The following is a 20784-nucleotide window of genomic DNA, read 5'->3' on the forward strand; positions in this document are numbered from 1 at the left end:
CCTTAATACACATCTTGCTTTGTAAAAACAAAAAAGGATAGAAATAGCGCTCCAAGAGCCCAGATTGTCAAGATAGCCATGGAAAAACCAAGGGTCATTCCTTCTATCGGCGGACCTTGCCCTGTTAAATAGCTTGTGAGATTCAAGTTGACCATAAAGAGATACTTTGCCGTTTCCCAAGAAGAAACCATGTTACTTAAGATGGTACCGGCGATCAAGGCGGCAAGCATAATGCCCATGCCAGCAGCGGTGCTCTTAATAAGAACTGACAAAAGAAAAGACAAGGTACCGACCACAAGGGAGACAAACCAGGCTAGACCGAAGATCATTAAAAGATATTGCCATTGTGGAATAATATAAGTTGACGCTGTATCAAGCTCTCCACCTTGAACAGAAAAGCCTGTAATGATTGGCGCCATCCAACCTTTATAACCAAAGACAAGACCTGAGATGAGATAGCCAATCAAACCAAAGATAAAGATGATAAAAGACACAGCCAGAATCAGAGTAATATATTTGCTTAAAAGAATTCGCCATCGTTTGACAGGCCTTGTAAGCAACAATTTAATCGTACCGATACTTTTTTCCGATGAGACTAGATCGGCTGCAATCACCATCACCATAAGGGGCAACAACAATTGAATTGAGTTTTCTACAAAACCACGGAGAAAAGTAGGAGCCCCTGGTTCTGTTGGATTGATATCGTTATCTAGGTAGTATTGTTGCTGGGCAATGCGAATCTGCAACTGTTGCTTCCATTCATCGGAGATGCGTGTACTGCTGAGACGGTTTTGTGTATCAATGATTTGTTGTTGTAAGGTTGTTCTCCAGTCTTCTGTCCCTAGCCTTTCCCTTGTTCTTTCAATTTCTTTGGCCTGGGCATATGTAAAGACAGCAATCAGCATGGCCATAATCAAGGTGACAACAAGAAGGCGCCGCTTTCCTAGTAATTTGATGATTTCATTTAATACAAGCTTAATCAACAGTCTCGCCTCCTGTGATATGGAGGAACAGGTCTTCTAGCATAGGCATTTGTCGGTTCATTTCTTGTACCATAACGGCTGATTCTACAAGTTTTTGGTTCCAGTGAGCTGCTTCTTCACCACCAGGGTAGGTTGTTATGATACGGTCTTCTTCTACTGTAACTTCCGTAAGCCTTTGCAGAATCTCTACTCCTTTTTCTAGTGGTTCTACTCTCCAGATGAGTCGTTCTTGTTGCCCTAATAAGCTCTTCACTTCTCCCACCTGAAGCACTTGCCCTTTGGAGATAATGGCAACACGGTCGCACATTAGCTGAATCTCACTGAGCAAGTGACTCGAAACGAAAACACTTAAGCCTTCTTCTTCAGCAAGAAAACGGATAAATTGACGCATTTCTCGAATGCCTGAAGGATCAAGTCCGTTGGTCGGTTCATCAAGAATCAACACTTTAGGCTTTCCTAAGAGTGCTTGGGCAATACCAAGTCGTTGCCTCATACCAAGAGAGTAGGTCTGCACTTTATCGTGAATTCGATGTTGCAACCGAACCAATTGTACTACTTCATCGATTCGTTTTTGGCTGATCTTAGGTAACATATTGGCAAAAAGCTGTAAATTTTCCCAGCCTGTTAGGTAAGGGTACAGCTCTGGGTTTTCTACGATACAACCGAGATGGGCCATTGCTTCGGTAAAGTTCTTTTTCAGATCGTAACCACAGATCTCAATGGATCCTGTTGTAGGTTGAATCAAACCAACGAGCATGCGGATTGTTGTTGTTTTGCCTGCACCATTGGGACCTAAAAAGCCGAAAACCTCACCGCGATGCAGTTCAAAGTCAATGTTTTGAATAATCTCTTTATGGTCAATCACTTTGCGTAAGCCTTTCACGGCCAGCGTTATTTCCTGGTTCATCAATCGGTCTCACCTCGCCTTGAAAGTAGTGACGTTAGCCGTTCTGCCATCATGCGATACCCTTCTGCATTGGGATGAAATTGATCAGAATAGAGATATTGGTTCACATTCAACTGAAAAAGATCAAAAGTGGGAACAAATACAGTCTGACTATATTGGGCCAGTGCTTCGGCGCTTTCATAGTTCCATTGTCGAATCACTTGTGATGTGATTTCACTATCGTCAAAGTTGATAAATGGATTGTACAAGCCTAGGTAAAAAATAAGGGCTTCTTCGTTTTGTTGGCGAATCTCTGAAAGAATGAAATGGAGATTCTGAAGATAGTCTTTTTCATAAGCTTGAATCGCTTCTAAGTCCATAGTAAGAAGTGTTTCCCCTCGGCGGAAAAGATCGTTGCCACCGATGGTAAGTACAATAAGATCAGCTTCTTGAAGTGTTCTTTGTACATCCAATTGTTCAATTTGTTGTGCCAATTGATCAGAGCGCTGACCGTTGATGGCTAGGTTGTGAATGGATACAGTCTCTTGAGAGTTTTGACGAAGATAATCAACGAGATGACCTACATACCCTTTGCCTGTACTGTCACCGGTGCCACGAGTCAAAGAATCACCTAAAGCTACAACAGAGAATCTATCTTTTAGCGCTGCTGTGGGCTCTGTAGCGCTTCTCTCTATTGTTAAAGGTACCATTGTTGCCATAGAAGGACCGTTAATATAGCTCTGCAATGTCATGGAAAGGCCGACGATCCAAAGTATTGATAGCATTGTAGCAAATAAAGCAAAGACTTGTACTTGCCTTACTTTAACCATGTTACTTCCTACCTTTCTTCGTTCTTTGATGAGGATTCTTATTGTCAGTCATCATATCACTTCTATTCAGGCACTTCAACCAATTCAGCCAAGCCTAGGCCCCTCTTTATTGATTTCATTGTACGAAACAATTGTACCGTAGAGAAAGTACAGGCGGGTCAAGAAGTTATGTAGATTAAGCAGAGAAAAAACCAGCCTTGTTACAAAAGGCCGGTTCGATTCCATCAAATATCCCTATAGGCTTTGAGGTTCTTTGGCTGTAAAAACATGGACTTGGCCTTTACGGTCGCCCACTAGCAGTTTTCCTTTTTCTAAAAAAGCGAGTGAAGCGACAGAATTCTCAAAAGGCATGGCATATACTTCTTTTCCACGACTTGACCAGACAATAAGTTCTCGCTCCGTTCCAAGAAAAATATATCCTTCTAAGTCTACAGCCAAAGCTTGTATAATTCCTCGTTCTAGTGGTAATTTACCTACTTCGCGCTCAATCTGTCCTTCCGTGCCTACAACGTATACAAGGCCTTCTAAGGTGGCAGCTAACAAGCGCTTCTGTAACAGTGGTTGAATGGCAATGGGTGTGTAATAGGTTGTATCGGTGGCTATCTCTTTGACCATATCACCATATTTGTTCACGATTTCAAAGCCAAAACCAGATTCATGCCAGCGGATAAATTCGTTATTCGCTGTAACGCCTAAAATAATTGCACTTCCTTCTTCAGGAAGAGGATGTTCTTCAAATGGACGCTGTAAGTTGCTCCACCAGACAACAGACTCTATGCCTTCTGTAAAAGCAGCAACTCGTCCATTTTCCGATCGGGCAAGGCTTGTCCACTTTCGAAGAACGCGGTCACCACTAACGCCCCATTCTTCTGGCCCTTTAGACCATACAATAGCACCTGTCATATCAATCCCTTTTAAGATGCCTTCTTCTTGACTAACAGCTAGAAAGTCTCCGCTTAGTAAGGGTATGATCTGAATGGATCGCTTGATTTCTTTTGGTGCTTCTCCCTCTTCGCTGGCCTCGTAGCCAGGTATCTCACTGATAGTCCAAGTCTGTTCGAGAAGCAAGCCTTGCTCCCATTTATGCGCTACTAGATGGCTTGTATTGCTTGCACCTGCTATGCTGTCTGCAACGAATAGATCTTCTGTCCTATCTATTATGTAAGCATCTTTTTCTACAGAGTCATCGCCTGCGAAAAGATTGGACTCGACGAAAGGTTTCGCAGAAAAAGAAATGATTCCTGCATAGGATGAAAAGGCTATAGCACCTGCAAAAAAAATAGAAACGGTGATTGTCGCTACAAGTACTTTATTCCAAGGGCCTTTCCTTTTCTTCCGATATTTATAAGGCGGCAAAGTCGGCTCTACAGGTTTATAGCCAGACACAGAGACAATTCTTTTCTGGCTGGGCTTAAATTCGCGTTCTATCGGTGTATCAAATAGGTAGTCTTCTTGATCTGTTGAGAGGTCAGAGCGCTTATCCATACGTATTCCACTCCTTGGTTTGGCATATTATGGTTAAGTACTTCTCTCTTTCTTTGGATTCTCCTTCCAATTTATGATAAAAACATCAAAATAGGGAATAAAAAAGACACCTCTCTTATTGAAGAGGTGTCTTTCTCTACCCAATTAAGCTTTATTCTCTAATGTTAAAGAGACTGGACGAGTCGGCATGATTGTCGAAATGGCATGCTTATAAACCATCTGTTGCTTTCCTTCTACGTCAAGGAAAACAGTAAAACTGTCAAACCCTTTTACCATTCCTTTGATTTGAAAGCCGTTTACTAGAAAAATGGTAACGAGGATATTTTCTTTGCGAACTTGATTCAGGAAAGCATCCTGAAGGTTAAGCTGTTTGGTCATCTGAGCGCCCCTCCAAAAAATTCATCGTCTCTCTATAAACTCTCTGAGAGCTTTTCGCACTGTTCTTTCGCTCTCTTGTATTAAGCTGTCTTGATCAAGATTATCAACAGCAAACCACTGCAGGGAAGATTCACGGCGAAACCAAGTCAATTGCCTTTTGGCATAGCGTCTTGTGTCTCGTTGCAGTAGATAGAGAGCTTGGGAAAGGTCGTAGTCACCGTTGAGATAGGAGATGATCTGTCTGTATCCCAATCCTTGCATCGAAGGGAGGTCAGAACTATACCCTTTCTCAAGCAATCCTTGTACCTCATCCACTAACCCCGATTCTATCATGTTTTGGGCTCGAAGGTCAATGCGATGGTACAAAGAGGCGCGATCCATCGTTAAACCGATATAGGATAGCTGGTATTTTGGCTGATGAACAGTGGCTGCATAATGAAAATCGCTTTGTCTTTTTCCTGTCAAATAATAAACTTCTAATGCTCGAATGATTCTTTTCCGATCGTTTACATGGATGCGCGAAGCCGCTACTTCATCAATTTCGCGAAGCCGCTCATGAAAGGCCTCCAAACCGACTTCTATCGCTTCCCGCTCTAAGCGAGCTCGCAATTGCTCATCTTTGGCTTCTTCTGCAAAATCATAATGCGCAATGATGGAGCGTACATAAAGGCCTGTACCGCCAACTAAGATTGGAATGCGCCGACTTGCAACAATTCTGGGAATTAACTCTGTCACCTTTTTTTGAAAATCGGCAACGCTGTAAGGTTGATCAGGATCGATAATGTCAATTAAATGATGAGGAATCCCTTGCCGCTCTTCTTGTGACACTTTGGCAGTACCGATATCCATACCACGATAGACTTGCATGGAATCTCCAGAGATGATTTCTCCATCAAGGCGTTTGGCCAGTTCAATGGCCAAGCTTGATTTGCCAACGGCTGTTGGTCCTACGATAGCTACCAAGGGAAGAAGTTCTGAGGGAGTCGTCATGAGCTCACCTCCTTCTCCCAAACACCATAGGCCACTTTCATATTGTTACTGCTAATAATAAAAGTTGGCTTCAGGCGATCCCATTCGGGACTGTATTTGCGCTCTTTGATCACAACGCGACGGCGAGCTATTTTTTTCGCTTGTTCTAAGGCTTCTAAGGAGATAGGCCGTCGGTCAGCCCATTGACGAATTCCATGAATGCCTGAAGAAACTTTGATCTCTTGACGAAACATGGGATCAAAATATACAACATCATAGGATTTTTCTGACATTGTCAATAAGAGTTCTCGATGATCGCCTTGCTTAATAAGAATTCTAGCCATCGCTTGCGCGAGCGGTGGCGCCCATTCTTTCTCTGGATTACGAAGCCCTTCCGCAACAATAAAAGCAACAAATGGATTATGTTCGATACCCAGGACTTTACCCTCTTCGCCTACAAGATAAGACGCTACAATAGCATCAGAAGCCTGACCAAGGGTACAATCTAAGAAGGCATCTCCAGGTTGCAACTGTAACGCCTGGGCCAAGTAATCTTTTTCCCCGCGTTGTAGTGCCAATATGCGTAATGAAGCCATGTTCGGATGGAAAAAGAAATCGCCGTCATCACTTTTTAGTACCCAGCGCTGTCGTTCTAAGACAAGTACTTTAGAACAGTTGTATCGTTCGTATAGCTTTTCTAAAGATTGTTTTTTTCTTTCTACAAAAGGGAGGCCCAACAAGGTTGCTTTTTCGGACGCTCGTTTTTGTAAAATTTCATCGTCATGGGAGGTTGTAACGATAACAGTGGCAGTCTTTTGGATCATGTTCGATGAAACTTCCCTTCCAGTTCCTTCAGACCAATGCGAATAAGATAGGGTCGACCATGAGGACAGGTGTCTGTGCCTTCTAATTGGGCCAATGCTTGTAATAAGGATGTCATTTCGCTGTAACTCAGGCGCTGCCCTGCTTTAACGGCACTTTGACAAGCTAGGCTTTCCAAAGCTGCCTTGTGGACCCATCTTCGATCTCTGGCGCTGCCGTTCATAACTTTGCTAATAAATTGGCGTAGGTAAGATTCTTCTTCTCCAATCGGTAAAGTAACTGGAACAGCTCGAACTAAAAAAGTGTAACCGCCAAAGTGCTCCAAGATAAAGCCAACATCGCGAAGTAATTCTAGGTTCTCTAGGAGAGTCTGAAATTCCATAGGGGTAAAAGAAAGTGATTGAGGCAGTAAAAGTTGTTGACTCTCCTTTTGTTCTGTTGATGATTCTGCTTTCTTGACCAATTGATGATACAGTACTCTTTCGTGGGCTGCATGTTGATCGATGATGTAGAGGCCTTCTTCAGCTTCTGCAATGATGTAGCTAGACCGAAATTGAGCAAGGGGAATCCATTTTTGGATTTGTTCTGCCTTTAATGTTATCTGCTCTTGCTGCTGAGATAGAGCCGGATCAAGCGTAGCTGGTGCAGACTCCTTCGATCCTTGCGCTATCTCTAGGGTCTTCATAGCATCATTGCTCTCTTTGTAAAAGTCTATGGCTTTTTCTCTAAGAATTATCTCTTTCTTATGATTTTTATTATCTTTTTGTTCAAAAGAAAGGTACGGCTCGACGGGCCTTTCTGGAAAGGGCTTGTCTCTTGCTTCTGAGAATGATTTCTCTTGCGGAGATACTTCTTGATAAGAGCCTACTGGGTAAGAGCTCTTTGATTGTGTCTTTATAGATGGTAGCTCTGTCTTGGTTGACCATAGGGGTCTTGCCAAAGAACGCTGCTGCAGCCTTTGATAGATCTTGTCGTAGATAAAACGACTGATTTCTTTTTCACGGTTAAATTTTATCTCTTGTTTTGTGGGGTGGGCATTCACATCGAGATGTTCCGAAGGAATGGTTAAGTAAAGGACATAAAAGGGAAAGCGATGCAGAGGCAGTGTGCCCTCGTAGGCTTCTTCTAGTGCTTTTGTTAGAGCAAGACAACGAATCCAACGACCATTTACAAACCAATTCTGGTGGTTGCGATTGGGTCGATTCAGTGCTGGTTGCCCTATATAACCATGAAGGCGCCAACCTGTTTCTGTCATCGTTTCATCAATTTCTAAGAGATATTCCAGTGGTTCTTTGCCATAGACTGAAGAAATGACTTCTATCGTTTTATTATTCCCAGCTGTGCGAAATGTAATCTGCTTGCCTTGTCGCAATGATAAGGCTATGTGAGGATGAGAAAGTGCCAATCGGTGAATTACTTCCCCACAAGCGGCGCTTTCAGCAGCAGAGGAACGCAAAAACTTCTTCCTAGCTGGCGTATTATAGAAGAGGTCTTCTACATAGACTTTCGTCCCTGGCGCTGTTCCTACTCTTTCAATTGGAAAGACAGTGCCACCTTCCACACGAAGACGGTATCCTTGATCCAGTTCTTTGCGACGCGTTGTTATTTCTAGCCTCGATACAGAAGCAATCGATGGCAAAGCTTCACCGCGAAAACCTAGCGTAGCAATCGATAATAAATCAGAGGCCGAAGCAATTTTACTGGTAGCATGACGCTCTATGCTTAAAGCAAGATCGACTTCTTCCATACCCATACCATTGTCAACGATAGCTATCTTCTCTTTTCCACCTTCTTGGAGCTCTATGTCAATACGACTGGCCTGGGCATCAAAAGCATTTTCCATTAATTCTTTGACAATGGAAGCAGGACGTTCAACGACTTCACCGGCTGCAATTTGGTTGATCGTATGAGAATCAAGGCGTTTGATTAAACCCATTAGGAGATACCTCGTTGTAGTTTTTTCTGCCACTTGGCAATCCAGTTCAGGCTTTCTAAAGGTGTTACGTGATTGATATCGAGCTTTTTCAATTCCTCTACCATTTTAGCTGCCAAAGGCGTGGGTACATTCTTTTTTTCTTCCTGTCCGTAAAAAAGTGCCAGTTGGCCTTCATAGGTCGTAAGCTTTTCTGCAATTTCTTGATTTTTTTCTTTTGTCTCTTCTCTTGGTAGGCTTGTGAGTGCAGCATCTGAGCTAGAGCCATGGGGGAAAGCCTTCACTGGAACATTTGGCATCAACTGTTCTTGTTCTAGTGCTATTAACAATTCTTTGGCTCGTTCAATAACCTTTTCCGGAAGTCCTGCTAGTCTGGCAACTTGAATGCCATAGCTTTTATCAACGCCACCGCGTCGAATCTGGTGGAGGAAGATGATCTCATCGCCCATTTCTTCTATGGCAATGTTATAGCAAACGATGCCTGGTAAGGTTTTTTCTAGTTGTACCAACTCATGATAGTGTGTGGCAAAGAGGGCTTTGGCGCGTCGTTGTTGAATCGCTTCTGCGACAGACCAGGCAATGGCCATCCCATCATAGGTGCTTGTACCACGACCGACTTCATCAAGGATGATTAACGATTGGTCTGTGGCATGGTGCAGTATGTGAGCCACTTCTGTCATTTCAACCATAAAAGTACTTTGTCCCGTGGCTAGATCGTCGGAGGCACCGACACGCGTAAAGATGCGATCGACAAGGCCGATAGAACATTGAGCAGCAGGCACAAAAGAACCAATCTGAGCAAGAAGAACGATCTGGGCGACTTGACGCATATAGGTGCTTTTGCCTGCCATATTGGGTCCTGTGATTAAGAGCAATCGCTCATTGCTATCAAAGGCACAATCGTTGGGCACAAATACACCGGGACCAACATGATCTTCTACGACAGAGTGCGTCTCTGAGGATGACGACCACCATAGATGTTAATGCTGTCACCTTGATGCACTTCCGGACATACGTAGCCATCTTCTACGGCTTTTTGGGCTAAAGAGAGCAAACAATCGAGGCGAGCTATGGCTCTTGCAGTCTGTTGAAGTGGTTCAATTTTTTTCTCAATTTTTTCTCTTACATCTATAAAAAGTCTGTATTCAAGTTGTACCAGCTTGTCTTCAGCACCGACGATTTTTTCTTCATAGTCTTTGAGCTCTTTGGTGATGTACCGTTCTCCGTTGGCAAGGGTTTGTTTGCGCATGTAGTCGTCTGGTACGTGGGCCAGATTGGAACGTGTCACTTCTATGTAGTAGCCAAAGACTTTGTTGTAACCGATTTTGAGTGATTTGATACCAGTTCGTTCTCGTTCTCGTTGTTCAATGCGCGTAAGCCATTCTTTGCCAGAGCCAGCTATCTGACGAAGCTCATCCACTTCTTCATGATAGCCTGTTCGAATCAAAGAGCCTTCCCGCACGGAGAAAGGTGGCTCATCTACGATAGCCTTGCGAATGAGAACTGCCACTTCTTCTTGGGGATCGATGGTGCCGGCCAAGTCTTCCAAGGCTTGGCTACCACCGTACAAGCTTTCCAGCAAGGGAGGCAAGGCTTCTAAAGATGTGGCTAGCGCCAGAAGATCACGTCCATTGACGGAGCCATAGGCAATTTTTCCACAGAGTCGCTCCAGATCATAGACAGACTTGAGTGCTGCTCTTGCTTCTTCTCGCAACAAGCCATCATCGACAAAAGCAGCTATGTTTTTTTGTCGTTCTTCTATTTCTATTAAACTGAGAAGAGGTTGCTCTATCCATCGCTTCAAGAGTCGCCCGCCCATGGCTGTGACCGTTTTGTCCATAACACCAAGAAGAGAGCCTTTTTTGCTACCTTCTCGCATCGTTTGCGTTAACTCTAAATTGCGCCGCGTCGCTGTATCAAGGCGCATGTACTGGTTTGTGCTATAGGATTGGAGAGCCCGAATGTGTTGTAAAGCTCTTTTTTGCGTTTCTTGTACATACGATAATGCAAGGGCCGCTGCTATTAGACCTGCTGGCCAATGGGCACAACCGTACGCTTCTAGGGATGTGACGACAAAGTGCTTTTTTAAGAGGCTTCGCGCTTGTTCTACAGAAAAAGTTCTATCTACAGTTGTAATGAGATAGTCCTGGGAGTGCCACTGTTGTAACAATGCTGGTTCTTGTTCTGCCAATGATGGCATAACCAGTATTTCTTTCGGCGCCAGACGACAGAGCTCGCCTTGTACATTCATCTTCTCTTTTTCAAGCCACTGGGTAACTTGAAAATCACCCGTTAAAACATCGATAGCAGCTAGGCCCCACTCTCCCTGGTGGCAAGCCAGAGCTACGAGAAAGTTGTTCGCTTTCTCTTCAAGCATCGTACTGTCTGTGATAGTACCTGGCGTAACGACTCGAAGAACTTCACGCTTTACGATGCCTTTTCCTTTTCCCGCTTCTTCTACTTGTTCACAGATAGCCACTTTATAGCCTTTTTCGACGAGTCTGGCTATATAGCTTTCAGCAGCATGATAGGGAACGCCACACATGGGAATACGTTCCCTTAGACCACCATCACGAGCTGTTAATGTAATTTCTAGCTCCCGGGAGGCTACAATGGCATCTTCACCAAACATTTCATAAAAGTCACCCAGACGAAAGAAAAGAAAAGCATCGGGATGTTCTTTTTTAATCGAAGCATACTGCTGCATCATCGGTGTGGGCCCTTTCAGCTCTTTCGCCCCTTTCAATGTCCGTCACTCCCTTTCTGCTAGAATCTTTTGTTACAGGATTTGCCCTAAAAGGGTCCAGGTTCTTGCTTCTTCAATTTTGACAGAGACAAGCTGGCCAACAAGATCTGGCTGTCCATCAAAAACGACGATTTTGTTCCCTTCACTTCGCCCTGTTAGTTTGTCAGGATTGGTTTTGCTAGGTCCTTCTACGAGAACTTCAACTACTTGTCCGAGCAATTTCTGGTTGTGCTCTAAGCTGATCTTGTTTTGCAGTTGCAAAAGTCGCTGGAAGCGCTCTCTTTTTACCTCATCAGAAACCTGGTTTTCCATTTCTGCTGCCGGTGTGCCAGAGCGACGAGAATATAAGAAAGTAAAAGCGTTGTCAAAGCGAACTTTTTCGAGTAAATCAAGAGTATCATTAAAATCTTCTTCCCGCTCTCCCGGAAAGCCGATAATAAGGTCTGTTGTTAAAGCTACATTTGGTAAGGCTTGGCGAATTTTTGCAATCAGTTCAATATAATCTTCTCTCTTGTAGCCTCTATTCATGGCTTCTAAGACAGCGTTGCTACCAGCTTGTACAGGCAGATGGATTTGTTCACACACTTTTGGGGCTCTTGCCATGGCTTCGATCAGTGTCGGGTCAAAGTCTTTGGGATGGGACGTGGTAAAACGAATTCGCTCTAGCCCTTCGACGCCGTTTACATCTTGAAGTAAGGCGCCAAAAGAAAGCGGTGGATTCATATCTTTTCCGTAGGAATTGACGTTTTGCCCGAGCAAAGTAACTTCTTTTACGCCTTGCCTGACTAGGTTTTCTACTTCTGCTACAATGTCTTTCGGTTGGCGACTACGTTCACGGCCTCGCACGTAAGGCACAATACAGTAACTACAGTAATTGTTACAGCCATACATAATGGTGACATGGGCTTTAATACCTTCTACCGTTCGTTCTGGAAGATCTTCTACAACTTCTCCTTCACTATCCCAGACATCAACAACACGATTTTTGCTTTGATGACATTGCTCAATCAGTAAAGGCAATTGGTGCAAATTATGAGTACCAAAAATGATATCAACATGACGATAGCTGTTGCGAATTTTTTCGCTCATACCGGGTTGCTGAACCATACATCCTCCAATGCCGATAATGACATTCGAGTCTTCCTTTTTATATTTATTGAGTTCACCCAATCGTCCTAGAATTTTCTTTTCTGCTGATTCACGGACACAACAGGTGTTGATTAAGATCACGGAAGCATCTTCTGGCGCAAGGGCTTTATCATAACCCATTTGCTGTAAGAACCCGGCTAAGGATTCAGAATCTCGTTCATTCATCTGACAACCAAACGTATAAATAAAGTAGCCCCTTTTTGTCATGGTTAAAATGTCTCCCTTGCATCGTTCTTAACTTTTCTGATTACGTTATTATATCCTTTTGTGGCTCTATTGAAAAGTTTGGACAAAAAGGAAGTAGCCTCGATCGGACAATTCGATCGAAGCTACTTTAGTTAAGCAAGGTCTCTCTGTAAAAAAGCAGTTGCAGATTAGAAGGTGGGGATGAAGTTGAAAAAAGCGGTAACTCGCCCCAATTGATTCGTAATGATCAAGATTCCTAAGAGAATCATAATAGCTCCACTGACGATAGAGACCATAGGCAGATAACGACCCATTCTAGAAAGATACTTTTCCACAGTAGTGATAAAGAGAGCCGTGACAAGAAAAGGAATGGCTAGGCCAGCTGAGTAAGCCACCAGCAGATAAATGCCCTGGGCCAGTGTTTCTTTCGTAGCAGCGTAGAGATAGATGGCTGAAAGTATAGGTCCTACGCAAGGGGACCAACCTGTTGCAAAAGCCATACCTAGTAAAATGGATCCAATAAAGCTACTTGACTTTGGTTGCTGGGTAAAACGAATTTCACGGTATAACCAGTGAATCGGTAACAATCCTGTTAGGTGAAGACCGAAAATGATAATAATAACGCCAGCAACAGTCTGTAAAGTAGATTGATAAGCCCACAACCATTGACCTGCATAGGTTGCAGAAGCGCCAAAAGCAATAAAAACAGACGAAAAACCAATGACAAAAGCCAGTGCCCGCCAGAAGGAAGTGAAGTTGAGTCGATTGACAGGACCCAATGAGCGCTCTGTAGCCTTGTTCAAATCTTGCGATGAAGTACCTGTGAGATAGGTGATATACGCTGGTATGAGTGGTAAAATACAAGGTGATAAAAAAGATGCAATACCAGCAAAAAAAGCAACGAGCAGTGATACGGAATCCAAGATACCCCTCCCCCCTATACCATATCAGTGTACAGGAATTATTAGGGAGGATCAAGTCCTAGTCTAAGTAATAACTTGTGTAAGGTTCAATAAGACCTTCTTTTTCATCTCGAGCTACAGCCGGTGCGAGAACCTGGGCTACTGCTTTGGCATCATCAAAACTGGCACAAGGTATACCACCTATCACAAAAGGTCTTACAACCTGGTATCGAGGAATTTCAACGCGCAATGGTTCTGCTGGCAAACGTGTTACGACAGTTAGATAAGGTACTTTCTCTTGTCGTGCATACTTACGCAAGATATGTTGTAGTTTATTTTCGAATTGTTCTCCCATAGGACCAAGAGACGTGCTATGATCATAAAGGTCTTTCCCTGATCGTTGCCACAGTTTTCCGAGTTCTTCAAAGCTGTTAAAGCGATTTTTGGCTGCGAATTGAGCTGATTCGGCTCTGGCTGCTTTGGCCAACTGCTGCAGATATTCTTTGCGAGTCTTATTCATGTCTAGAAGAACAAAAGGTTGTAAACTTTTGGCCATAAATCCTGTGGCCAATCGTCTATCTTCGGCAAGGTGAAAAGTCATTTTAATGATGATTAGCGAAAGATTGATGTCACGAAGCAAGTTTCTTTCTTCTTCGTCATATAAATAATGTTGTCCACCACCAAGATGATGTCTACTTCTTGGAACCTCCCCTTGTACAATGGTTCGCTGACTTTTGTAAACAATAGAAGTAGGGCTATCTTTTTCTTGTGTCTTGTTGGTATTTGATTGAGTCACTCCACCTTTTTGTAGTAATTTAAATAAAATACCCAAAGCTTCCTCCTCCTAGTTTATTCCATTTTTTCCATATGAAACCTCCTATTCGCTTCTTCTTCCAAAATTTCCTTTATCGATATTTATTCTTTTTTGTCGAGTTTATAATTTGATTTGAGTATTTTTGTTTTCTTAAAAATTCTTGACAAAATAATTGATTGTATAGTATACTAATCAAAGTCTTCTGAAGGGGAGTAGCTCAACTGGCAGAGCGGCGGTCTCCAAAACCGTAGGTTGCGGGTTCAAGTCCTGTCTCCCCTGCCAAACATACTTTTCCTTTCTCTAGCGCCATTTGTGGCGATTGCTAGGCGAGAAAAGGGCCAGAAAGCACATTAATAAATCGATAAATAAGACGTTAAACCGTTGCTCTTGAATAAGGGCAACGGTTTTTTGATTTTTAATATAATCAGAGACGCACTCGATTGAGGCGCTCTCCCAAAAAGGTTGGGAACCTAAAGTCCTGAAATATCCCTCTGAAGAAGATTTGCTAAAAAACTGGGCGGATATTCTCTTTGAAAACAACAGAGATATCGACCGTTTGAATGATTACCCTCTGACAAGCGGCGAGATGCAACAGATTATGGAGCAGATCACCACGCTGCGGACGCCTTTGAAATTGAACGGCTTTATCAACGGGAGAACTGTAGCCATTGTTCGTGATAATCCTGATGATACTCTGCACTTCGGGAAAGAGGTCAGCCTCAAGATTTATGACCGCCGTGAAATCGCTGCCGGACAAAGCCGCTATCAAATCGCACAGCAACCAAGATTTAAGAGCAAGTCCAAAATATTAAATGACCGTCGCGGAGATTTGATGCTCTTGATCAACGGTATGCCGGTTATTCACATCGAACTGAAGCGCAGCGGAGTTTCGGTCAGCCAGGCATATAACCAGATAGAAAAATACTCCAATGAAGGGATTTTCACTGGTATATTTGCACTGATTCAGATTTTTGTTGCTATGGAACCGGCAGAAACAGTTTATTTCGCCAACCCTGGAATGGACGGAAAGTTCAATAAGGATTTCTATTTTCACTGGGCAGATTTTAATAACGAGCCTATCAATGATTGGAAAGATATTGTTTCTTCGTTGCTTTCCATTCCGATGGCACATCAGCTTATCGGCTTTTACACCATCGCCGATGATACTGATGGTGTACTGAAAGTCATGCGCAGCTATCAATACTATGCAGCAAACGCCATTTCTGTCCGTGTTTCCAAAACCAACTGGGATGGTCGCGACAGACTTGGCGGATATGTTTGGCATACCACAGGCTCCGGCAAGACTATGACAAGTTTCAAGTCGGCGCAGCTTATTGCAAACTCAAAAGATGCCGATAAGGTTATCTTCCTGATGGACAGAATTGAACTCGGAACGCAGTCCTTGAAAGAGTATCGCGGTTTTGCAGATGAAAATGAGTCCGTTCAAGCAACGGAAGATACCATTACTTTAATTTCAAAACTAAAAAGTGATAACCCGGCAAACACGCTTATAGTCACCTCTATCCAGAAAATGAGCAATATCAAAGACGAGGGCGGCGCAAATACTCATGATATTGAGATAATGAGTTCCAAGAGAATCGTCTTTATTGTCGATGAAGCGCATCGTTCTACCTTCGGAGATATGCTCAGGGTTATAAAAGACTCTTTCCCGTCTGCCCTTTTCTTTGGATTTACAGGAACACCGATTCAGGATGAAAATCAAAAGAAAATGAACACCACATCAACTATTTTCGGTGACGAGCTGCACAGATACAGCATCGCCGATGGTATTCGTGATAAGAATGTCCTTGGATTTGACCCTTACAAGGTGATGACCTACAAAGATAAAGATGTACGGAAGGCAGTTGCTTTGGAGCAGGCAAAAGCGGCAACCGTTGAAGAAGCCCTTGCTGATCCTAAAAAGAGCGAAGTCTTTTACAAATACATGAATTCTTCTCAAGTAAAAATGGCGGGCTATATCGGTGATGACGGAAAGTATGTCAAAGGCATAGAGGACTATTTGCCGACATCCCAATATCAAATTGAAGAACATAAGAATATGGTTGTTCAGGACATTGCTGACAACTGGGTGACCTTAAGTCATAATAGCAAGTTCCATGCAATCTTTGCTACAAGCAGTATACCGGAGGCGATCTGCTATTATCGGATGATAAAAAAAGCCATGCCCACATTAAAGGTCACCTGCCTGTTTGACCCAAGCATTAACAATAACGGCGAAGTAGTTTTTAAAGAGGACGGTCTTGTTGAAATAATAGAGGATTACAACGCCAGATATGAACAGGAATTTAGTCTGAAGAACTACGATAAGCTGAAAAAGGACATTGCTGCGCGACTCGCTCACAAAAAGCCCTATCAACTGATAGAAAGAACGCCGGAAAAGCAGCTCGATCTTCTGATTGTGGTCGACCAGATGCTTACAGGCTTCGATTCCAAGTGGATTAACACGCTTTATATGGATAAGAAGCTTCTGTATGAAAATATCATCCAGGCATTCTCCCGTACAAATCGTCTGTTTGGCCCGGACAAGCCTTTTGGAACCATACGATACTACAGATATCCGCATACGATGGAGCAAAACATCGAAAAAGCTGTGAAGCTCTATTCTGGTGATAAGCCTATTGGATTATTTGTAGAAAAGCTTGACTACAATCTAAACAAGCTGAATGCATTTTTTGATGACATCAGCGAGCTGTTCACCCGTTCCGGGATTCCGAATTTTGAAAAGCTGCCGGATGACCGTTCGGAGCGTGGGAAATTTGCATCTCTCTTCAAATCATTCAATGACTATTTGGAAGCGGCAAAAATTCAAGGCTTTACATGGAATCAGTCAACGTACTCGTTCAGCCATGGAAGTGGCAAGCCTAAGACTATAGTCGATATGAAGCTAGACGAAAATACCTATTTGGTTCTGGCGATGCGTTATAAAGAGTTGTTCAGTGGCAGCGGCGCAGGTGGCGGCGACGATGTTCCTTTCGAGATTGATGGTTACCTAACGGAGATTGATACCGGGAAAATCGACTCGGACTATATGAACTCGCGCTTTGAAAAGTTTTTGAAAATCCTTACACAAGATCATCTAGATGAAACTGAAATGCGGAAGACGCTTGACGATTTGCATAATTCATTCGCCATATTGACGCAGGAAGAACAAAAGTATGCAAACATCTTCCTTCACGACGTACAAAGCGGAAATGCTAGGATGGAAAGCGGTAAAACTTTCAGGGATTACATCACTGAATATCAGTCCAAGGCAAAGAATGACCAGATCCGCCGTATTTCACGATTCTTGGGGGTGGATGAAAAGAAACTCCGCAATCTCATGGCTGCAAATGTAACTGAGGTAAGCATAAATGAGTTCGGTCGCTTCGATGATTTGAAGGCTTCTGTAGACAAAGTCACGGCAAGGGAATATTTCGAAAAAATAGAAAACACAAAAATTCCACCATTTAAGATCAACATAAGAGTGCATAATTTGCTTCAGGAGTTCATTCTTAAAGGTGGCTTCTATATCAAAGAGCCGACAGAATAAAGGAGGCGGGATCGTGGCTGCAAGAAGTGGAAAAAGCATAAATTTATTTCTTATGGATGGCGAAGCAAGCGGCCACATTAAGTGTACGTCAGCAAACCGGACTGGTGTTGCATACAAAAATTCCACGCACGTAATTAGATAAGTGTAAATATAATTTCTAGTACTTTAGAACGAGTCATAGATAAGCAAAACCCCCAACCTCTATAATGAAGTCGGGACTTATGAACAGAAGAGCTTAGTCTCTAGCTCAAAAATCTTTACCCGCTCAGGATTTTCCATCTTTTTTTCTCGTTCCATCCAGCGATAGCTGGTCTGAGCGCTGATTCCAAGGTCTTTAGCTACGCTCTGTACGCTTATGCCTTCACTATCAAATCGGGTACAGGGCAGCTCTTCTTTTTAATAAGAACACCAATTCCTTCATAACATTTGGATACTTTACATCTGAAAGGCGATTTCCCTTTTCATAAGAAATTATCTGTTCTAGAAGACTCTCAAACTCCTCAATAGAATTTTTACCTACATCCAGAACCTCGTGCATAAACGACTTAACATTTACAACACATAATCCTCTTAATTTAAATCCCGAGTTTTTCTCGGGATCATTTTTAGTTTTTTATTCTTGAAATGTTTACGTAAAAAATAAAACTCTGGTGCCTATTAACACCAGAGTCCTATCGTTACCTATGCAATATATGCTTTTCACTCTTTAGGCTTATTTTACTCCACATTATGTCTGCCATCTTCCAATCCATCTTTAAAGCTGGAAAGTCTATATTATAATCTTGTCTAACCATAAAAACCGGAATCCCAACTTCTTTCACCTGCTTAGCAAAAACGGGGTCATCTTCAATCATCAACTGAACATCCATATCTAAGCATGCATCCCCTTTTTCCTCGCTAAAGACCACTTCACCACTAGGAAAACCATGCTCTTTCAACCACGCCGAGTTACTAGTTCCGATTCCTTAGGTTTTGCAGTAATATATACAACTCTATGTCCTGCACTTACTAGCTTATTCAGCGTTTCTGCCGCTCCCTCATAAGGTTTGGCCTCAAAAAAGAGACGCAAGCCTTCATGAGTACGAAAAAAATCTGGATTTAAGCCTGGAAGGTCCCAACGACGCTGTTTGCGTAACTCTTGGGGAATCTCTGAAGTTCCTAGAAAACGCAACGCCAGTGCTTCATTGATTTTGGCGATAGTATTGCAAATATCTACGCCGATGAGCATACCTACGACCTCCCATTGCTTCTGTTCTCAAATGGTACGATGATTCCTTTTTCACCGGAATCATCTTTTATCCGTGGCCCGAGGATTATCGACCCATTTTGATCTTCTATCCACTCGATGACGACTTCTTTTGTTCCACGAATGTTACGAATCGCAGGCAATAGTTTCTGCCATTCTTCAGGAGTCAAATCGAGAATGTTTTTCACTTCGTTCTTAATACTGTTCATAATACCTCCTGTGCACCGAAACTTGCAACCGCCGAAGCAGTTAATAAGCTTCGGCGGTTGCCTATTTTAGTCCCGACAACAGCGGTTATTTTTGAATATCATCGAAAATTAAGTCTATCGTTTCTGCATCCTGACCTCTAACGACTCTTGTGATTTTATCGCTGAATTGCTCTACGGTTTCCGTATTCCAAGCATCTAATAAAACCGTAATCACAGAAAACTGTTTCTTTTCTTTCAGTTCATTAAACGACTGAAGAAAGTCAGAGGATACATAACTTTCTCCATCTGTAATAAAAACAATATCCGCTTTCTTGTAAGACGACTTTTCTATGATCTGTACCGCTTCTTTCAGTGGTCTCTCAAAATTAGTCCCACCACGCAGAAAAAGCGTTATCATATCTAACAATTCTTCAGGTTTAGCTTTTTTAGGTTTTGGAAAGAGATAGCTCTTTATCTTGTGCTCATTAGCAAAGTGAACGGCTGCAAAAGCCCTTCCTTGCCTTAATGCAATATCGAACAAGGCAAGAGTTATCGCCTTTGACCATTCCTCTCTAGTTGCACCGTTGCCCGTTTCCTGCTTCATCGAGCTTGAGGAATCAAGGCAGACAACAATAGGACCACGACCTTCTTTCTCTTTTCCTTCTAGCTTTCGTTGCATCAGATTTCCTTCTGAATAACGACGAAGAAAGTCTATTTTCGTGGCGGGATTGCAAAAAAGTGCTAGTTCTGATGGAAGGACGTTGGTCAAATTGTTGCCAAGTTCAACATCCACAACCTCTGTTGGAGGCTGGTGCGTCTTATTTTTTCGCTTGTGCGAAGCGATTGACTTCATTCTTCCTGCTATTTGGGTAATCTTACTTAGCTTCTTGTTTTTGCGTAGTGCCGAAGCTAACTCAATTCTTTTGGCAGGGTCCATATATTGAGCCTGCCCTGCTCCTAGCCCAAACTGTTGCATAGCTTGAGTTGTATCACTTTGCTCCTTTGCTTCTTGTTGCAGCTCCTGTCGCATCTGTCCTGCTATGGCTTGAACTTCTTGATTTATTACATCTGATAGTTCATGCCCTAACTGATTGAGCTTTAACTGCGCTTCTTCATTCTTCTTTTCCTCTTGTTTAGCTTTTCTTTTCATGGCAGTAGCTTTTTTTGTTGCTTCTTTAGCACCTGTTTCGTCGCCAGCATCTTTCTTTTGCTCTGCTGCTTGTTCTAGCATTTGAGCCGCATTCAAGAAGTCTTCCATTCGTTCTTGAGCTTGTTGTGCTTTTTCTTCTGTTTGATGTACCTGATTCATTTGCTCTTTTAAGTCTTGTGGAAGTAGTTCGCAAACCTTTTCTGAAAGAGAAAGACCGCCCAATGCTGCCGCTGCTACATCTTGTTTTGTCCAAGCATGGACTTCTTCCCACTCAGACATAGCAAGTACTTTTTCCATAATGGACTTATTCAGACGTTGTGATAGTGGTATATCTTCATCTTCTCTAAACTGCGATGTATCTTGATATAAAGAAGTCCATAAGTCTTGAAGCATCGGTGAAAAGGAATTGTAGTTTGCACCCTGTCTTCTCTCTACTTCCTGAATCTTTTGGGAAGCTTCCCTTATCTCTTTCCACTGTCGTCGCTCATAGCGAGTGGTTTCAATCGTTCCGTCTATCTCTGGAAGATAACTTCTTTTATTGAGCATCCTAATTAAAACCCCCTTTTA

Annotated in this window: 16 protein-coding genes, 1 tRNA gene and 1 pseudogene; 2 read left to right on the forward strand and 16 right to left on the reverse strand. The window is 42.8% G+C overall.

Translation table 11 applies throughout. From position 1 onward, the window contains the following. Positions 1 to 2: 2 nt before the first annotated feature. The 12 genes and pseudogenes from FTV88_RS02860 to FTV88_RS02915 all read right to left on the reverse strand — a co-directional run bounded on the left by FTV88_RS02860 (position 3) and on the right by FTV88_RS02915 (position 14101). Entirely contained in the window at positions 3 to 983 is a 981-nt protein-coding gene (locus FTV88_RS02860) for an ABC transporter permease (protein ID WP_153724318.1), read from the reverse strand. Beyond that, a complete protein-coding gene (locus FTV88_RS02865) occupies positions 976 to 1890 on the reverse strand; it encodes an ABC transporter ATP-binding protein (protein ID WP_153724319.1) in 915 nt (304 codons plus the stop codon). The genes FTV88_RS02860 and FTV88_RS02865 overlap by 8 nt, the downstream gene beginning before the upstream one ends. Next, positions 1890 to 2699: an SGNH/GDSL hydrolase family protein gene (locus tag FTV88_RS02870; RefSeq protein ID WP_207707902.1), complete on the reverse strand. Its 810-nt coding sequence runs from the start codon at positions 2697 to 2699 to the stop codon at positions 1890 to 1892. The genes FTV88_RS02865 and FTV88_RS02870 overlap by 1 nt, the downstream gene beginning before the upstream one ends. A 234-nt stretch (positions 2700 to 2933) precedes the next feature. After that, positions 2934 to 4184, reverse strand: a complete 1251-nt coding sequence (locus FTV88_RS02875) for a hypothetical protein (RefSeq protein ID WP_153724320.1) — start codon at positions 4182 to 4184, stop codon at positions 2934 to 2936. A gap of 144 nt (positions 4185 to 4328) precedes the next feature. Further along, on the reverse strand, positions 4329 to 4562 hold the full coding sequence (gene hfq / locus FTV88_RS02880; protein ID WP_153724321.1) for an RNA chaperone Hfq: 234 nt from the start codon (positions 4560 to 4562) through the stop codon (positions 4329 to 4331). A gap of 21 nt (positions 4563 to 4583) precedes the next feature. Continuing rightward, positions 4584 to 5552, reverse strand: a complete 969-nt coding sequence (gene miaA, locus FTV88_RS02885; RefSeq protein ID WP_153724322.1) for a tRNA (adenosine(37)-N6)-dimethylallyltransferase MiaA — start codon at positions 5550 to 5552, stop codon at positions 4584 to 4586. Then, positions 5549 to 6355, reverse strand: a complete 807-nt coding sequence (locus FTV88_RS02890) for a class I SAM-dependent methyltransferase (RefSeq protein ID WP_153724323.1) — start codon at positions 6353 to 6355, stop codon at positions 5549 to 5551. Before FTV88_RS02890 ends, miaA begins: the two co-directional genes overlap by 4 nt. Further along, positions 6352 to 8289, reverse strand: a complete 1938-nt coding sequence (gene mutL, locus FTV88_RS02895; protein WP_153724324.1) for a DNA mismatch repair endonuclease MutL — start codon at positions 8287 to 8289, stop codon at positions 6352 to 6354. The genes FTV88_RS02890 and mutL overlap by 4 nt, the downstream gene beginning before the upstream one ends. Next, positions 8289 to 11014, reverse strand: a pseudogene (mutS, locus tag FTV88_RS02900) (DNA mismatch repair protein MutS). The gene mutL and the pseudogene mutS overlap by 1 nt, the downstream one beginning before the upstream one ends. Positions 11015 to 11065: 51 nt before the next feature. Then, positions 11066 to 12388 carry a tRNA (N6-isopentenyl adenosine(37)-C2)-methylthiotransferase MiaB gene (gene miaB, locus FTV88_RS02905; RefSeq protein WP_153724325.1) on the reverse strand — a complete coding sequence of 441 codons (1323 nt, stop codon included), beginning with the start codon at positions 12386 to 12388 and terminating at the stop codon, positions 11066 to 11068. Positions 12389 to 12555: 167 nt separating this feature from the next. Next, entirely contained in the window at positions 12556 to 13290 is a 735-nt protein-coding gene (locus tag FTV88_RS02910; protein ID WP_162007870.1) for a cytochrome c biogenesis CcdA family protein, read from the reverse strand. Positions 13291 to 13348: 58 nt separating this feature from the next. Beyond that, positions 13349 to 14101: a hypothetical protein gene (locus FTV88_RS02915; RefSeq protein ID WP_153724327.1), complete on the reverse strand. Its 753-nt coding sequence runs from the start codon at positions 14099 to 14101 to the stop codon at positions 13349 to 13351. Between the two features lie 188 nt (positions 14102 to 14289). On the opposite strand from FTV88_RS02915, the gene FTV88_RS02920 reads away from it, so the two are divergent. Together FTV88_RS02920 and FTV88_RS02925 are read left to right on the forward strand one after the other, a co-directional pair. Beyond that, positions 14290 to 14365: transfer RNA gene (locus FTV88_RS02920), tRNA-Trp, on the forward strand. Between the two features lie 157 nt (positions 14366 to 14522). Continuing rightward, positions 14523 to 17633 (forward strand): type I restriction endonuclease subunit R, encoded by a 3111-nt coding sequence (locus FTV88_RS02925; RefSeq protein ID WP_153724328.1) that lies wholly within the window; start codon positions 14523 to 14525, stop codon positions 17631 to 17633. Positions 17634 to 18310: 677 nt separating this feature from the next. Here the strand turns inward: FTV88_RS02925 and FTV88_RS02935 are convergent. From FTV88_RS02935 to FTV88_RS02950, 4 genes are all read right to left on the reverse strand, one after another. Continuing rightward, positions 18311 to 18571: a hypothetical protein gene (locus tag FTV88_RS02935; RefSeq protein ID WP_153724329.1), complete on the reverse strand. Its 261-nt coding sequence runs from the start codon at positions 18569 to 18571 to the stop codon at positions 18311 to 18313. Next, entirely contained in the window at positions 18568 to 18861 is a 294-nt protein-coding gene (locus FTV88_RS02940; RefSeq protein ID WP_153724330.1) for an HAD family hydrolase, read from the reverse strand. The genes FTV88_RS02935 and FTV88_RS02940 overlap by 4 nt, the downstream gene beginning before the upstream one ends. Positions 18862 to 18863: 2 nt before the next feature. After that, positions 18864 to 19088, reverse strand: coding sequence for a hypothetical protein (locus tag FTV88_RS02945; RefSeq protein ID WP_153724331.1), 225 nt, complete (start codon positions 19086 to 19088; stop codon positions 18864 to 18866). A gap of 85 nt (positions 19089 to 19173) precedes the next feature. Then, positions 19174 to 20763, reverse strand: a complete 1590-nt coding sequence (locus FTV88_RS02950) for a VWA domain-containing protein (RefSeq protein ID WP_153724332.1) — start codon at positions 20761 to 20763, stop codon at positions 19174 to 19176. Between the last annotated feature and the right edge of the window lie 21 nt (positions 20764 to 20784).

The sequence above is a fragment of the Heliorestis convoluta genome (assembly GCF_009649955.1).
Lineage (GTDB): Bacteria > Bacillota > Desulfitobacteriia > Heliobacteriales > Heliobacteriaceae > Heliorestis > Heliorestis convoluta.

What these genes read in the sequence shown, in the direction of transcription:
- FTV88_RS02870 (WP_207707902.1), bottom strand. Translation starts at nt 2,699, where the DNA reads ATGGTTAAAGTAAGGCAAGTACAAGTCTTTGCTTTATTTGCTACAATG.
- FTV88_RS02875 (WP_153724320.1), bottom strand. Translation starts at nt 4,184, where the DNA reads ATGGATAAGCGCTCTGACCTCTCAACAGATCAAGAAGACTACCTATTT.
- miaB (WP_153724325.1), bottom strand. Translation starts at nt 12,388, where the DNA reads ATGACAAAAAGGGGCTACTTTATTTATACGTTTGGTTGTCAGATGAAT.
- hfq (WP_153724321.1), bottom strand. Translation starts at nt 4,562, where the DNA reads ATGACCAAACAGCTTAACCTTCAGGATGCTTTCCTGAATCAAGTTCGC.
- FTV88_RS02940 (WP_153724330.1), bottom strand. Translation starts at nt 18,861, where the DNA reads ATGCTCATCGGCGTAGATATTTGCAATACTATCGCCAAAATCAATGAA.
- miaA (WP_153724322.1), bottom strand. Translation starts at nt 5,552, where the DNA reads ATGACGACTCCCTCAGAACTTCTTCCCTTGGTAGCTATCGTAGGACCA.
- FTV88_RS02865 (WP_153724319.1), bottom strand. Translation starts at nt 1,890, where the DNA reads ATGAACCAGGAAATAACGCTGGCCGTGAAAGGCTTACGCAAAGTGATT.
- FTV88_RS02945 (WP_153724331.1), bottom strand. Translation starts at nt 19,088, where the DNA reads ATGAACAGTATTAAGAACGAAGTGAAAAACATTCTCGATTTGACTCCT.
- FTV88_RS02890 (WP_153724323.1), bottom strand. Translation starts at nt 6,355, where the DNA reads ATGATCCAAAAGACTGCCACTGTTATCGTTACAACCTCCCATGACGAT.
- FTV88_RS02950 (WP_153724332.1), bottom strand. Translation starts at nt 20,763, where the DNA reads ATGCTCAATAAAAGAAGTTATCTTCCAGAGATAGACGGAACGATTGAA.
- mutL (WP_153724324.1), bottom strand. Translation starts at nt 8,289, where the DNA reads ATGGGTTTAATCAAACGCCTTGATTCTCATACGATCAACCAAATTGCA.